Annotated in this window: 18 protein-coding genes; 5 read left to right on the top strand and 13 right to left on the bottom strand. The window is 65.5% G+C overall.

Annotated elements, in window-relative coordinates; genetic code table 11:
• Positions 1–360 precede the first annotated feature (360 nt).
• The 3 genes from FHT08_RS13840 to FHT08_RS13850 all read right to left on the bottom strand — a co-directional run bounded on the left by FHT08_RS13840 (position 361) and on the right by FHT08_RS13850 (position 3,121).
• Positions 361–1,776, bottom strand: a complete 1,416-nt coding sequence (locus FHT08_RS13840; RefSeq protein ID WP_039518183.1) for an amino acid permease — start codon at positions 1,774–1,776, stop codon at positions 361–363.
• Between the two features lie 208 nt (positions 1,777–1,984).
• Complete coding sequence (locus FHT08_RS13845; RefSeq protein ID WP_047129789.1) at positions 1,985–2,365, bottom strand: hypothetical protein; 381 nt, start codon at positions 2,363–2,365, stop codon at positions 1,985–1,987.
• Positions 2,366–2,500: 135 nt separating this feature from the next.
• Complete coding sequence (locus FHT08_RS13850; RefSeq protein WP_047129933.1) at positions 2,501–3,121, bottom strand: glutathione S-transferase; 621 nt, start codon at positions 3,119–3,121, stop codon at positions 2,501–2,503.
• 245 nt (positions 3,122–3,366) lie between these two features.
• Between FHT08_RS13850 and rmuC the strand changes: the two genes are divergently transcribed.
• The 4 genes from rmuC to FHT08_RS13870 all read left to right on the top strand — a co-directional run bounded on the left by rmuC (position 3,367) and on the right by FHT08_RS13870 (position 7,018).
• On the top strand, positions 3,367–4,950 hold the full coding sequence (gene rmuC / locus FHT08_RS13855; protein ID WP_166775390.1) for a DNA recombination protein RmuC: 1,584 nt from the start codon (positions 3,367–3,369) through the stop codon (positions 4,948–4,950).
• A gap of 209 nt (positions 4,951–5,159) precedes the next feature.
• Positions 5,160–5,540 carry a hypothetical protein gene (locus tag FHT08_RS13860; protein ID WP_104536573.1) on the top strand — a complete coding sequence of 127 codons (381 nt, stop codon included), beginning with the start codon at positions 5,160–5,162 and terminating at the stop codon, positions 5,538–5,540.
• Between the two features lie 153 nt (positions 5,541–5,693).
• Complete coding sequence (locus FHT08_RS13865) at positions 5,694–6,245, top strand: glutathione peroxidase (RefSeq protein ID WP_047129786.1); 552 nt, start codon at positions 5,694–5,696, stop codon at positions 6,243–6,245.
• Between the two features lie 353 nt (positions 6,246–6,598).
• Positions 6,599–7,018 (top strand): lysozyme inhibitor LprI family protein, encoded by a 420-nt coding sequence (locus FHT08_RS13870; RefSeq protein ID WP_166775391.1) that lies wholly within the window; start codon positions 6,599–6,601, stop codon positions 7,016–7,018.
• 164 nt (positions 7,019–7,182) lie between these two features.
• On the opposite strand, the gene FHT08_RS13875 is transcribed toward FHT08_RS13870, so the two are convergent.
• From FHT08_RS13875 to FHT08_RS13900, 6 genes are read right to left on the bottom strand one after another with little or no spacing between them, the layout of a single operon-like run.
• A complete protein-coding gene (locus FHT08_RS13875) occupies positions 7,183–8,238 on the bottom strand; it encodes a VacJ family lipoprotein (protein ID WP_104606869.1) in 1,056 nt (351 codons plus the stop codon).
• Positions 8,239–8,248: 10 nt separating this feature from the next.
• Positions 8,249–8,548 (bottom strand): STAS domain-containing protein, encoded by a 300-nt coding sequence (locus FHT08_RS13880; RefSeq protein ID WP_166775392.1) that lies wholly within the window; start codon positions 8,546–8,548, stop codon positions 8,249–8,251.
• The gene (locus FHT08_RS13885; protein ID WP_166775393.1) at positions 8,538–9,200 is read right to left on the bottom strand and encodes an ABC transporter substrate-binding protein; all 663 of its coding nucleotides are present in this window, start codon (positions 9,198–9,200) and stop codon (positions 8,538–8,540) included. The genes FHT08_RS13880 and FHT08_RS13885 overlap by 11 nt, the downstream gene beginning before the upstream one ends.
• Positions 9,197–9,742: an outer membrane lipid asymmetry maintenance protein MlaD gene (mlaD, locus tag FHT08_RS13890; RefSeq protein ID WP_104606871.1), complete on the bottom strand. Its 546-nt coding sequence runs from the start codon at positions 9,740–9,742 to the stop codon at positions 9,197–9,199. Before mlaD ends, FHT08_RS13885 begins: the two co-directional genes overlap by 4 nt.
• 11 nt (positions 9,743–9,753) lie before the next feature.
• Positions 9,754–10,503, bottom strand: a complete 750-nt coding sequence (locus tag FHT08_RS13895; protein ID WP_166775394.1) for an MlaE family lipid ABC transporter permease subunit — start codon at positions 10,501–10,503, stop codon at positions 9,754–9,756.
• Positions 10,503–11,297, bottom strand: coding sequence for an ATP-binding cassette domain-containing protein (locus FHT08_RS13900; protein WP_104536566.1), 795 nt, complete (start codon positions 11,295–11,297; stop codon positions 10,503–10,505). Before FHT08_RS13900 ends, FHT08_RS13895 begins: the two co-directional genes overlap by 1 nt.
• A 235-nt stretch (positions 11,298–11,532) precedes the next feature.
• Here FHT08_RS13900 and FHT08_RS13905 point away from each other — a divergent pair, with 235 nt between their 5' ends.
• On the top strand, positions 11,533–11,820 hold the full coding sequence (locus tag FHT08_RS13905) for a hypothetical protein (RefSeq protein WP_104536767.1): 288 nt from the start codon (positions 11,533–11,535) through the stop codon (positions 11,818–11,820).
• On the opposite strand, the gene FHT08_RS13910 is transcribed toward FHT08_RS13905, so the two are convergent.
• The 4 genes from FHT08_RS13910 to FHT08_RS13925 form a co-directional block, all read right to left on the bottom strand.
• Positions 11,813–12,391 (bottom strand): GNAT family N-acetyltransferase, encoded by a 579-nt coding sequence (locus tag FHT08_RS13910; RefSeq protein ID WP_104606873.1) that lies wholly within the window; start codon positions 12,389–12,391, stop codon positions 11,813–11,815. The two genes, FHT08_RS13905 and FHT08_RS13910, sit on opposite strands and share 8 nt — an antisense overlap.
• Before the next feature lie 11 nt (positions 12,392–12,402).
• Positions 12,403–12,942: a tail fiber protein gene (locus FHT08_RS13915; RefSeq protein ID WP_104606874.1), complete on the bottom strand. Its 540-nt coding sequence runs from the start codon at positions 12,940–12,942 to the stop codon at positions 12,403–12,405.
• A 60-nt stretch (positions 12,943–13,002) separates the two neighbouring features.
• Positions 13,003–13,530, bottom strand: a complete 528-nt coding sequence (locus FHT08_RS13920; protein WP_166775395.1) for a tail fiber protein — start codon at positions 13,528–13,530, stop codon at positions 13,003–13,005.
• Between the two features lie 65 nt (positions 13,531–13,595).
• On the bottom strand, positions 13,596–14,141 hold the full coding sequence (locus FHT08_RS13925) for a tail fiber protein (RefSeq protein ID WP_166775396.1): 546 nt from the start codon (positions 14,139–14,141) through the stop codon (positions 13,596–13,598).
• Between the last annotated feature and the right edge of the window lie 133 nt (positions 14,142–14,274).

A 14,274-nucleotide genomic window follows, 5' to 3' on the forward strand; every position in this document is an offset into this window, starting at 1 on the left:
GCTTGCGCGCCACTGGCGCGCGTGCCTGGGAGCGCCCGCGCCTCGTGCGTGGGCCGGGGCGCGGAGCGGGGGTTGGGGTAAGGGTAGGGAGCGAAGCCCCTGACCCAGTTGGATAACACCACGCTTCGCCCGTACCCTCATCCGGCCTTTTGGGCCACCTTCTCCCGATGGGAGAAGGGAGTGGTCAGCGTGCATCCGCAAGCAGTCGTGCAGCACGGGACTGCTACCGCCAAGACTTTCCCATCGACGATTCAACCTTGAAGGCGCGTGGCGACGCGTTCGTCATGCATGGCACTGAAAGATATCTGGGGCGCCCCTCATCCAGCCCTTCGGGCCACCTTCTCCCGATGGGAGATGGAACTACCCAACCTTCGCCAAGCGGCTATTCCGCCGCCCATAGGCCACATACACCACCACACCCAGCACGTTCCACACCAGGAACCAGCCCTGCGTGGTGCTCGGCAGGCTCCAGAACAGGTACAGGCAGCCCAGGATCGCCACCGGACCCACCACCCACGCCAGCGGCGTACGGAAAGCCCGCGCACGCGTCGGTTCGCGCACGCGCAGCACCAGCAGGCACGCCGCCACCGCGGTGAACGCCGCCAACGTCCCGGCATTGGCCAAGGCGGCAATTTCATCCAGCCGCGCCACGCCGGCCAACGCGGCCACCAACACGGCCGTAAACAACGTGATCGCCACCGGCGTACCGGTGCGTGCGTTGACCTTGGACAAACCGCGCGGCAACAGGCCATCGCGCGACATCACGAAGAAGATGCGGCTCTGCCCGTACAGGAATGCCAGCAGCACCGTCGGCAGCGCGATGATCGCCACCGCGCCGATCACCAACGCCGCCTTGCCGTGGCCGAGTTCGCGCATGATCAGCGCCAGCGGCTCGGGGCTCTTGCCGAACACGGTGAAGCTCATCGCGCCCACCGCCGACAACGCCACCAGCACATAGATCAGCGTGCAGCCGATCATCGAACCGACGATGCCGATCGACAGATCGCGGCCGGGGTTCTTGGTCTCTTCGGCTGCGGTGGAGATCGCATCGAAGCCATAGAACGCGAAGAAGATGATCGCCGCCGCCGCCATCACCCCGCGCTCCACGCCATCCGGGCCTGCGGTCTTGGGGAAGCCATACGGCATGAACGGCTGCAGGTTGGCGCTGTCGAAGGCCGGCAGGGCGATCGCCACAAACACGCCCAGCGCCACGATCTTCAGTACCACCAGCACCGCATTGAGCGTGGCGCTTTCCTTGGTGCCGGCCATCAGCATGCCGGCCACCAGGAAGGTGATCACCACCGCCGGCAGGTTGACGATGCCGCCGGCATGCGGCCCGGCCACCAGGGCATGCGGCAGGTTGACCCCCAGCCACTGCAGGAAGCCGACGAAGTAGCCGGACCAGCCCACCGCCACCGTACTGACCACCAGCGAGTATTCCAGCACCAGGCTCCAGCCCACCACCCAGGCAATGCTCTCGCCGAGTGCGGTGTAGCTGTAGGTGTAGGCGCTGCCGGCGGCCGGCATCATCGTGGCCATCTCCGCATACGCCAGCGCCGCGCAGGCGCATACAATGCCGGCGGCCACGAACGACAGCAGCACCGCCGGGCCGGCCTTGTCCGCGCCTACGCCGATCAACGTGTAGATGCCGGTGCCGACGATTGCGCCGATACCCAGCGCGATCAGGTGCGGCCAACTCAGGCTGCGGACCAGTTGCCGGCCGGCCTCGTGCACGGTGACCTGATCGATGGATTTGCGCCTGAGCCAAGACGACATGCGGACCTCGCGGGAATCAAAGAATTCCCGAGTGTCGCCCAACGCGCCGCAGCAAAGCTATCGGTCCAAGGTCATGCGTCGGCGTAGGCGTGTCAGCGCACGCACGCCCACCGCCTTACTGGGCGCGCACCGCACCTCGCCGGTGCTTGGCGCGGAATGACCGCCACCGACATCCCGGCTTTCATGAATCCGCAATCCCAATCCCCGCTCACTCAACAGACGGGCGATGCGGTGGGCGCACATTGCGATAGACCAACTGCACCGCCCATGCGCCAATCAGACCCACCGCACCAGCGGCAAAGTGGGTCCAGTCGAGTAGGCGTGGCGCCGCACCGTTGGCGTCATGCCCCCAGAAGTTGAACCACAGCAGCACCAGTGCGGTGACCCCGATCCCGATCCAGAACCACAGCCGCGTGCCGCCGATCGCATAGAACCCGAATGGCAAGGCTGCCCCGATCAAAAAGTGCACCGGGAAGAAATACGCCGTACCGTACGGCCGCATCAGGTACCACACGATCGCCGCAAAGCTGCCCAGAAACGCGAACAGGCCCAGCGCGAACAGACGGGTTTGGTTGGTGGCGGTGGTCATCAGCTGGCCTGGCAGGAACGAAGCCTCACCCTAGCCATGCGCAGGTCACGTTGAGGTCAATGTGGTCCGAGCAGTCTGCAAATCCATCACCACTGCGCTGTCTCGTTCGCTGCACGCCGGCGCCGCACGCAGCGTCTACGGCGCGTTGCAGCCATGACGTTGAAACCCGGCACGCGTCTTCAAGTGTGCGTGATACGCCGCCACCGCCGGCAACGCCGGCCGCGCGATCGGGCTGGCGAACCAGCGCTGCGTCGATAGCCCCAGCACGATATCGGCCAGGGTGAAATCCGCGCCGAGCACGAACGGGCCGCCGCGTTGCAGCTGTGCCTCGAGGATGGTCATGTGCCGATTCCACTCGCGCACGCTCGCCGCAATCGCCTGCGCATCGGCATGCGCCGCGCTGCCACGCACCGTGGCCATGAACGCGTACCGCCAGGCGGTGTTGAGCTCGGTGGCCTGCCAATCCATCCATTGCTCGACCAGCGCACGTGCGGCGGGAGCCGTCGGCAACAGGTCGGTGCGACCCGCATGTGCGGCCAGATATCGGCAGATCGTGTTCGACTCCCACAGCACCAGATCGCCATCGCGGATCACCGGCACCAGCGCATTGGGGTTGAGCGCGCGGAACGCCGGCGTGTCCACCGATGCAAACCCACTGCCATAGGTGTGCAGCGTGTAGTCCAGCGCCAGTTCCTCGCACAGCCACAGCACCTTGCGCACATTGATGGAGGTCGGTTTTCCGTAAAGTTCGAGCACGGTCGGCAACGGCTTGGGCAGGTCGCTCACCTTAGCGCGCATGCCTGCATCTGCGCAGCAGCCCAGACCTCGGCGCGATGCCAGGCCGCTTCGCACCTCCGCCAGGCACATCGCAGGGGTCGCCCATCTGCATCGGACGCAGTGCGCGCCAACCGGCCGTACGCTGCGCCCTGCAGCCGCGCCGACACCTCCGGCCGGCAAGTCACTGACGCAGCCCCTGCGACCGGCCCGGCTACACTGCGCACATGTCATCCCAATCCCTGATCCTTCTCGGACTGCTCGTCGCAGTCCTGGTGCTGCAGCTGATCGCGCTGCTGCGACGTCCTTCCACCAGCGGCCTGGAGCTGGCGCTGCGCGCCGAGCAACGCGACGGCCGCGGCGAACTGCGCGAGCAACTCGAAGGCCTGGCGCGGCAACAGGATGGGCGCCTGGAAACCTTCGCGCGCAATCTCACCGAGCTGTCCACGCGCACCGATCAGCGCCTGGACCTGTTGCGCGACGCACTCGGCGAAGACGCCCGCAAGGCCCGCGAAGAAAGTGGCCTTGCGCAACAACGCACCGGCGAACTGCTGACGCTGCGGCTGACCGAATTGCGCACCCAGCTCGACGGCTTCGGCCAGCAGCAGGAAACCCGCATCCAGGTGTTCGGCCAGCAACTGACCGAGCTGATCGCACGCACCGACACCCATATGGCCGCCCTGCGCGACGCGCTGGCCGAAGATTCCCGCAAGGGCCGGCAAGAGGCCGGGCAGTCGCAGCAGCGCTTCACCGAGGCCTTGAGCCAACGTCTGACCGAACTCACCCAACGCAACGAGCTGCGCATCGGCGAGATGCGCGCCACGCTGGAACAACAGCTGGCCAACCTGCAGAACGACAACGCCAGCAAGCTCGAATTGATGCGCGCCACCGTCGACGAAAAGCTGCAGACCACGCTCAACACGCGCCTGGATGCCTCTTTCAAGCTGGTTTCCGAGCGCCTGGAGCAGGTGCAGCGCGGCCTGGGCGAAATGCAGCAGCTGGCCACCGGCGTGGGCGATCTCAAGCGCGTGCTGACCAACGTCAAGGACCGCGGCGGCTGGGGCGAGGTGCAGCTGGAGAACATCCTCGAGCAGACGCTGACGATGGAGCAGTACGCGCGCAGCGTGCGGGTCAGGCCCGACAGCGCCGAAGCGGTGGATTTTGCGATCCGCCTGCCGGGGCGTGGCGACGACACCGTGGTGTGGCTGCCGGTCGATGCCAAGTTCCCACGCGAGGACTACGAGCGCCTGATCGATGCGCAGGAAAAGGGCGACCTGGACGCGATCAAGAATTCGACCGCGCAGCTGGAACGCGCCATCCGCATCCAGGCCAAGTCGATCAGCGACAAGTACGTGTGCCCGCCGCAGACCACCGACTTCGCGGTGATGTTTCTGCCCACCGAGGGCCTGTACGCCGAAGTGATCCGTCGCGCCGGCCTGGTCGACCTGCTGCAGCGCGAACATCGCGTGGTGCTGGCCGGCCCGACCACGTTCACCGCCCTGCTCAACAGCCTGCAGATGGGCTTCCGCACGCTGGCGATCGAAAAGCGCTCCAGCGAGGTCTGGCAGGTGCTGGGCGCGGTGAAGAGCGAGTTCGGCAAATTCGCCGGCATTCTCGAAAAGGCCGAGCGCCAGATCAGCACGGTCGGCAAGAGCCTGGGCGAAGCCAGCCGCAAGACCCGCACCATCGAACGCCGCCTGCGTGGCGTGGAAACCCTGGCCAGCGAACACTCCCAGGCGCTGCTGGACGATGCCGGCAGCGACGACACCCGAAGCAGCAGCGAAGACGACAGCAACGACGAGCAGGAGTGATCCGGCTGCGTCAGGCGATGCCACAAGCCATGACGTAGGAGCGCGGCCGGGCGCGACCGGGCATTACCGATAACGCCTCATCGCGCCCGGGTGCGCTCCTACGAACGCAGGTCTCCGGCGTGCCCTTCTTGCGCCCGATGGCGAGCACGCCACGCAGACATCGCCGCCGCGATGCTTGCGTCACCTGGTTCAAGAAGAGGTTTTCCCCGATGGCGACCCGATCGATCCACGCAGTGCTCTGCGCGCTGCTGCTGACCGCATGCAGCAATACCCCGGCGGCCAGGTCGGGCGCTGCGGCAAGCGCCCCGCAGCCACCGCGCGCCGTCTCCGCCGACGCTGCCGACTGCACGGCAAAGGGCGGGCAACTGCGTCCGGTCGGCCGCATGCAGACGGTGCGTTGCGTGGTGCCGTATGCCGACGCCGGCAAGACCTGCAGCGACAACGCCGACTGCAGCGGCGATTGCCTGGCCACCAGCATCGTGCCGACCGGCACCGCGACCTCCGGCACCTGCCAGCGCGACAGCGACCGCTTCGGCTGCCGCCAGGAAGTGGTCGGCGGCATGGGTCAGGCCGCGTTGTGCATCGATTGAGGGCTTCGAACATGGCCAAGCGCTTGCACTGGCCGGTCAGCCGATCGGCCCGTGCGCGTCGCTGCAGACATCTGCCGGCAGCGTGAGCCAGCGGCATCGCTCGCTCCACCCTGGCGGTTTATGCTCTCGGCTCCACCTGTCCAGGACGCACCGATGAGCCAGACGCTTTACGACATTCCCGTGGCGCGCATCGACGGTGCGCCCGCCACGCTGGCCGACTATCGCGGCAAGGTGTTGCTGGTGGTCAATGTCGCCTCCAAATGCGGGCTGACCCCGCAGTACGAAGGCCTGCAAGCGCTGTATCGCGACAAGCAGGCACAGGGACTGGAAGTGCTGGGCTTTCCGGCCAACGACTTCAAGGGCCAGGAGCCCGGCAGCGAGGCGGAGATCGCGCAGTTCTGCCAGCTCACCTATGACGTGAGCTTTCCGATGTTCTCCAAGATCGCAGTCACCGGCGCCGAAACGCATCCGCTGTATCAGCAGTTGACCAGCGCCCGCCCGCAGGCCACCGGCGACGGCCCGATGCGCGAAAAACTGGCCGGCTACGGCATCGCAGCCAACCCGGCACCGGGCGTGCTGTGGAACTTCGAAAAATTCCTGATCGGCCGCGACGGCCAGGTCATCGACCGCTTCGCCCCCGACGTGCCGGCAGACGATGCGCGCCTGCGTGCAGCGGTGGATGCTGCGTTGGCATCAGCTGTTTGAAGCCCCTTTCTACCAGGGCGAGACACCACGCGTGCGCAGCAGGGGCACGCGTGGCTTGAAGCGCACGCCGCGGAGCAGGGCTTGCGGTAGGGATACGGTTAAAGACGGCTGCACCATCTACATTCGACGCTGAAAACAGACAGATGTCTGGAGTGGTCTGCACGAGCGCAGGAATACGCTGCGTTTGCTGGCATGGCCCAAACATCACGGCCGTTGCGGATAGGCCGGGCTCCGCCAGCAGCATGCGATTGCACTGCTCGATTTCCAGTCGCCGGCCCGCCCGAGCTGCGAGCAAGCTACACCCGATGTGGCAATGCAATCATCGCGAAGGCGACACAACAAGGAACCTGTCGATGCGTCTTATCTTTGTCGTGCTGATGCAGCTTGGCAGCTCGTCGTTGCAGGCTGCGGAACTTTGCCGCGACCTGCAGACAACCCCGGAAAGTAATGCCTGCTGGAACGAGCAAGTCGGCATATCGCAGGAACGTCTGAACGATTATCTGGCTACCGCGCGCGACACGGCCATTTCCACGCCGGGCGTTCCCGCCGACGCCTTCGACAACGCACAGACGGCGTGGACGATTTACCGGGATCTTCAATGCGGCAATGTGCGAACGCGCTGGCGCGATGCGACGGTCCGGTCGGCAAAAGTAGCGAGCTGCATCGTCGACCTCAACGATCAGCGGGCGCACGACCTATGGAAACACTATCTCACCTATATCGACCGCACGCCGTCGATCAGGCCCGAACCCGCGTTGCGCTCCGGCAAGTGACATCGCAATTGCAATCCGATCTTCGGTTCGGATTGCCCGAGGCAAGCATCCGCAGACGCAACAAAGTCTTCGGTCACCACCTCGCATGATTGTTGCGAAAAAACCAAAAGCCCGGGATCGCTCCCGGGCTTTTCGTACTGACTCCAAACCGCAAGCTCGACCGATCAACGAATCCACTGCGGGATCGGCATCGCATCCACCGGAACGGTGCTGTCCTTGTCTTCGCGCAGGTAGTCGGGCAGCTCGTTGTTCTTTTCGCGATGGCTGCGCAGATCGCGCACGATCTGGTAGTTGCGGCGTTGCATCCACGCATCGCGGGTCAGCGCGTATTCGTCCGGTGCCTGGTCGCGCAGCGAATCCAGGGACATCAGTTGCGCGCGCGTATCCACCAGCTGCAAACCCTGCAGGGCGAAGCGCGCACCGCTGTCGTCGACCTGGCGCAACGGCGAGAGCGGAATGTCGCCGCCCAGCCCGAAGGTATCGCGCACGGTGCGTGGGCCGAACAACGGCAGTTCGAAGTAGCGCGAATTGCGCCAGCCCCACACACCCAGGGTCTGGCCGAAGTCTTCGCTACGGCGCGGAATGCCCGCTGCCGAGGCCGGATCGAACAGGCCAGCCACGCCCAGCGTGGAATTCATCACGAAGCGGCCCAGCGACTGCACCGCATACACCGGGTGGCCCTGCAGCAGCTGATTGACCATGGTCAGCGGCGTGCCCAGATTGTCGAAGAAGTTGGTCACGCCCAGGCGGGCCGGACGCGGCACGACCTTGGTGTAGCCGGTGGCCAACGGACGCGCCACGCCGCGGTCTACTGCCAGGTTGAAGCGGTGCATGCCGCGGTTGTAGCGCTCCCACGGATCATAGGACGACGCGTCACCGGGCTGTACCGGTGCACCGTTGGCGCCGGCCTGCGGGGTGGTGGGGCCGTAGAGCGCAGCGAAGTCGTCCTCAGCCGAGGTAGGGGCACCGGGCGTGCCGGCGCTAGCATCGGCCCTGGTCTGGTCGGTGGACGCCGCTGCGGTGGCCGGCACGGCGTCGGGTGCGGCAAAGCCGGCGGCGGCCGGCTGTGCGGTCACGCCGGCATCGTCGCGCACCGGTGCTGGGGTCGTATCCGGGACGGTCTCGGCAGCGGTCACCGGCGGCGCGGACTTCGGAGCTTGGCCGGCGCAGGCGCCAAGCAGCAGGCAGGCCAACAGGGAAAGGGGGCGAAGCTGGGTCATGGGGTGGCACTCAGGCCTGGAAATCGAAAGTAGGGGACAAACGGTAGGCGGCACGCAATTCGTCCAGACCGGACGCTTCGCCCACCACCGTGACAGGGCTGGCTGCGCTGCTACGCAGACGCGCAGCCAGTTCGGCCAGCATCGCAACGCCAGCGCTGTCCAGGCGTTGTACACCCGACAGGTCCAGCGTGCGAATGCCGTCCAGCTGTGCGATCGCCTGCGGCCATGCCGCAGTGACCGCGTCGCGGTCGAGCACGCCGGTGAGGACCAGTGTCTCGCCCTTGCGTTGCACGGAGCTGTTACTTGCCATTGGCCGGTGCCGCACCGACCTGCAGATTGCCGCTACGCAACTCTGCGGCAACCTTGGCGATGCCCTTCTCGCGCAGCGGACCGTCGAACTGGGTCTTGAAGGTCTGCACGTAGGAGATGCCTTCGATCATCACATCGAAGATCTTCCACTGGCCACCGACGTTACGCATCATGTAATCGACCGGGGTCGGGTCATTGCCGGCGCGCAGCAGGTCGGTGGACACCTTGACGCCGCGGTTGCCCGGCAACGGGCTCTCGGACTTGGCACGGAAGGTCGGCTTGCCTTCGAAGTTCAGCAACGCGGTGCCGTAACGCTGCATTAGGTTGTCGGCCAGCGCATCGGCGAACAGCTTGATGTCCGCATCGGAAGCACCACGGCCGTTGACGCCCAGCACCAGGCGGGCCGAGTAGTCGCGGTCGAAGGCCTTGTTCAATTCGCCGTTGATGTACTGACGCAGGGCGGCCGGGTTGCTGCGGAACTCGGCGCGGCGCTGATCCAGCGTGCCCAGGATGCGGGTGCTGCTGTCGATGACGGTCTTGGTGGCAGCGCCCTGCGCGGGCGTGCTGGCGGCAGCCGGCTGGGCCAGCACGGTGGCCGGTGCGCACACCAGCAGGGTCGAGGCCAGGATGGCGGAAAGCAGGGTGGTTTTCATTGGTGTGATTCCGTAGAGGGAGAAGCGGTCTGGGCCGGCGCGGGGGCCTGGCCGTCGGTGGCGGCCGGGGCATTGCTGCCACCACCGCCACCACTGAACATGTATTTGCCGACCAGCTGCAGCAGATCCACCGCCGGCTGGGTGAAGCCGATTTCTTCGCCCGGCTTGAGCGTCTCCGGGTCGCCGCCCGGCTGCAGCCCGATATAGCTCTCGCCCAGCAGGCCGCTGGTGAAGATGCCGGCCGAGGTGTCGGCGGGCAGATCCTTGTACTTGTTGTCCAGCGACAGGGTCACCACCGAGTCGAACTTGGTCGGATCCAGGCTGATGTCGGAGACCTTGCCGATGGTGACGCCGCCGATCTTCACCGGCGCCTGCGCACGCAGCTGGCCGATCTGGCTGAAGCGCGCGGTCAACGTGTACTGGCTGGACCCGAAGCCCCAGCGCTGGTTGGTCGAAGCCACCGCCAGCACCAGCAGCGAGGCCAGGGTCAGCAGCAGAAAGGCGCCGACGGCGAATTCGAGTCGTGGTCCACGCATGGCCATAGTTATTCCACTCACCTAAACAACATTGCAGAAAGGACGAAGTTGAACATCAGCACCAGCAGTGAGGCGTTCACCACCGCACGGGTGGTGGCGATCGAGGTGCCTTCGATGGTCGGCTCGGCGTGGAAGCCCACGTAGGCGGCGACCAATGCGGCCGTGCCGCCGAAGATCGCCGACTTGAGCATCGCCACACCGAAGTCGTCCCAGAAGTCCACGCTGTTGCTCAACCCCGACCAGAATGTGCCGTTGTCGATGCCCAACACGTGTACGGCTTCGAAGTAGCCGCCGGTGATGGCCAGCGAGCAGAACACGCCGGTCAGCAACGGCACCGTCAGCACCGCCGCCCAGAAGCGCGGTGCCACCGCCTTGGCGACCGGGTCGATGGCCATCAGCTCCAGCGCCTTGATCTGGTCGGTGGCGCGCATCAAGCCAAGCTCGGCCGCGATCGAACTGCCGGCACGGCCAATGAACAACAGCGCGGTCAGCACCGGTGCCAGTTCGCGGTACAGCGACAGTCCCAGCAAGGTGGACAGCGCATCCGACGCACCGTAGGTGGTCAGCGTGCGGTAGCCCTGCAGGGTCAGCACTAGGCCAACGAAGGCACCGCCAACGGCGATGATTGGCAGCGAGCGCGCGCCGACCTTGTAGATCTCGCGCACCAGCTCGGCGATGAAGTCGCGCGTGGGCACCGAGCCGCGCAGCACGGTCAGCGAGAACAGCCCGGCGCGGCCGAAGGCGCTGATCGACTCGACCATGCCCATCAGGCAGCACTCCGGTCGCGCCGCGGCGCCGCATCGAAGGCGATCGGGCCATCCGGCTGGCCATGCAGGAACTGCTGCACCAGCGGATCGGTGCTGTCCTGCAATTGCTCGGGCGTGCCGGCGAACACGATGCCGCCATTGGCGATCACCACCGCCTGGTCGCTGATCGGCAGGGTTTCGTGCACATGGTGACTGACGATGATGCTGGTCAGACCAAGGCTGTCGTTGAGGCGCTGGATCAGGCTCATGATCACGCCCGAGGCGATCGGGTCCAGCCCGGTCAACGGTTCGTCGTAGATCATCAGCGGCGGGTCCAGTGCCAGCGCACGCGCCAACGCCACACGCCGCGCCATGCCGCCGGACAACTCGCGCGGCCAGGCATCGGCGGCCGCGAGCAGGCCCACCGCATGCAGCTTCATCTGTACCAGGCGCTGCAGCACTGGCGCCGGCAGGCGCGTATGCGTACGCAGCGGCAGCGCGACATTGTCGGCCACGCTCAGGTCGGTCAGCAGGCCATTGCCCTGCAGCAGTACGCCGACATTGCGACGCATCTCCAGCAATGCACGGTTGCCATGCGGGATTTCCTCGCCGAACAGGGTGACCGTGCCGGCGACCGGACGCAGCTCGCCGGTCAATGCGGCCAGCAAAGTGGACTTGCCGCTACCGGAAGGACCGAGCACGGCCGTGATGCTGCCGCGTGGCACCTCAAGCGAGACGTCGCGCAGGATCGTGCGACCGCCGCGATCGATGCGGACACCGGACAACTGCACGACAGGGGATGCGGACGCCGTCATCGAAGCCTTTAACAGAATTCCAACGCGATAGAGTAACCGTCACACGGCTGAACATAACCGAACCGGCGCGTGCAGTATTGTCGCATGACGCCTGTACTGCAGCAGACGCAGTACGGCTGATACGTGTGCAACAAGCCGTCTCATGCATGACGCAACGCAATCTTCGAACGCATGGGTGTTGTGGCAGGGATGCCCTATGTGGATGATCGGATTCCCTGCCGACCATGAGCACAAAATGGACTTACTGACCCTGGAGCACTTTGCAGGCAGCGTCAACGACACGTTCTCGGCCGCATTGAACGAAGGCGAGGTTCCATTCGTGCTGGTCGAGGCGCGCGCGCTGCCCACCACGCACGCGGTACATCGCGCGCCGTTTTCGCTATTGTTCCGCAACAGCTCGGCATTTCTGTTTCCGCAACAGATCTATCAGCTGCGGCACACGCGGCTGGGCGAAGTTGGAGTGTTTCTGGTGCCGGTGGCGCGTGAGCGCGATGGTTTTCTGTATCAGGCGGTTTTCAACTGAACTCATCCGCAGCTGCGGATTCGGCACAACGCCACTGCATCGCAAGATGCATGTCGTTGGACTCGCTGGCGATAAATCCCAGACGCTGATACAGGCGCCGCGCCGCAAGATTGGTATGCAGCACATGCAGCGATAATGGACACCTGGCTGCACGCGCCAACGTCTGCGCATGCGCCACCAACGCAGTGCCGATGCCCTGGCCGCGCCAGGCCGGCAGCAGGCTGATATCGACCAGCACGTGCTGCGTCGCGTCGCGCTGTAGGTAGAACCTGCCCAGCGGCGCCTGCGCGGTTTCCACGACCAGGAAGTCGGCATCGGCAAAGTGGGTCAGGTAGTGCGCGTGCTGCAGCGCAAACTGTTGGTCGACAAACGTGCGTTTGGTCGCGTCCGGCCATGGCACCGCTGCCAGCTCGGCGCTGCGGGTGCACGCATACAGATCGCGCAGCCATGGCAGGTCGGCAGCGTTCGCTGCGCGTAGCCGGACGCCGCGCGCGTGCAGGACCGGCGGTTGTGCGATGGGCGCATGCCGTTGCGGAAAGGGCAGCGCGGGAAAGCCGGCGGCGGCGGACATTGCCCTTCGCCTCAGCCGAATGCCGGGTAATCTCCGGACAGGGCGATGCAGAAGTTCACCGCAAGATAGGGCTGCTGGTTTTCATGCGCCAGCCCATTGCCGGTCGGCAGCAATGCCGTCGGCGAGAATTGCGTCTCGGGCTGCTGCACGGTGGCAAATGGACGTGCGGTGGTGCTGCCCAGCGACGACAGCGCTGCGCCATTGGCGGGCGTGCCGCTCTTCTTGGTCTGATCCGATTGCGAGAACGCGCTGATGCTGTGCTGGTGGGGCGGGATCTGCGTGCTCAGCAGGCTCACCCCGGCAGTGCCGAACGTGTTGCCACGCTGCCGGTTGCTCAATCCGCCACCCAGGCCTTGCTCGCAGCCGGCGCGCGCGCAGAAGTTGGGCAACTGGAACGTACTGGAGCCGTTGCCGCCATAGGCCACACCCAGCAGCGAGTACAGCACGGTGTTCTGCGTAATCGGCAATGTTGCGCCGTTGCACAGCGCCCAGCCGACGGGATTGAAATCGAAGCCGAACAGCTGGATTTCGCCGATGTATGGTTCGGTCATGAGCGGATTCCTTCGATGGGGCGGATGCGTGCCGCAGCGATTCGGTCGCGGCGCATGGGATCAGGCCTGTTGCGGGAAGATGCCGGTGGTGGCGATGCAGTACTGCACCGTCAACGTGGGCATGGTGTTCTCGTGCGCCTGGCCGCCGCCGCTGATCGTGGTCGATTGCGTGGCCATCGGCACCGCAGTGGCGCCAGTGGTGTCGGTCACATAGAACACGTCGCCGCTGACCGCGGCGGGCAATAGTCCGGACGGCGCGGTCGCCGTCGCAGCGGCCGTGGTGGCGACCAGCGTGTGCGTGTGCGCCGGCATCTGCATTTCGCTCAAAGTCACCGCTTCGGTGCCTGCGCGCTGGGCGATGACGTAGTTGCTCAGCCCCGGTCCCTGGCCTTGGTGGAGCGGCACGCGGCCGCGCAGGTCGGGCACTGCGAATGTCTTCTGCCCGTCGCCGCCATAGAGCGTGCCGATCAGTACGTACAGGGTCTCGTACTCGGAGATCGATAGCAGGCTGCCATCGCAGGCCTGCCAGCCCTGCGGGGTGCGGCCGAAGCCGAACATGCGGATCTCGCCGATGAATGGAGTGGCCATGGTGTCCTTCCTGGTCTGTGATGCCGCGCCGTCATCGGCAGGCAGCGTGTAGAAGTGCCGGCGAACTAGCTACGCGAGGGAAAGATGCCGGACAGCGCAATGCAGAAATTGAGCGTGGTGTATGGCTGCAGGTTCGGATGCGGCTGGCTGCCGCCCGCATTGCCTACCGTCGCCTGGTTCATTGCCACCAACGCACCCGGCGCCGCATACAGCGCCGTGGCAGGGCCGGTGACGCTTGCGTTGTTTGCAAAGCTGCGGCCGGCGGGATTGCGGTTGTTGCCCGCGGTGGCTGTGGATTCCAGCAGGTGGTTGTGTGCTGGCAGATTGCTGGGCAGCAGTGAGACATTCTCGGCGCCGCCGCTCTGGCCCAGCGCCGGGGGCGCGGGTTGCCAATTCGGGTCCGCCGACGGGGCGAATCCGATCGGGGTACGCCCGCGCATGTCCGGCAACGCGAAGTTGGTGCTGCCATTGCCACCGAAGCGGGTGCCAAGCAGGCTGAAGAGCGCCTGGTTCTGGTTGACCGGCAGTAGCTGGCCGTTGCACTGCGCGAAATACTTTGGAGCGAAAACGAAACCGGTCATCATGATCTGGCCGACAAAAAACTCGCTCATGCGGATTTCCTTCCCGTGAGTGCAACACCGACCGCGCGTCGGGGCTGCCGTACAGATACTCGTCGGGCCCGGATTCGGCAAGCCTCGATCATTCAGAACTGGAATGAAGTATTAATTTTTCGTTCTTTATTCT

The sequence above is a fragment of the Xanthomonas sp. CFBP 8151 genome, from assembly GCF_011761885.1.
Classification (GTDB): Bacteria; Pseudomonadota; Gammaproteobacteria; order Xanthomonadales; family Xanthomonadaceae; genus Xanthomonas; species Xanthomonas arboricola_B.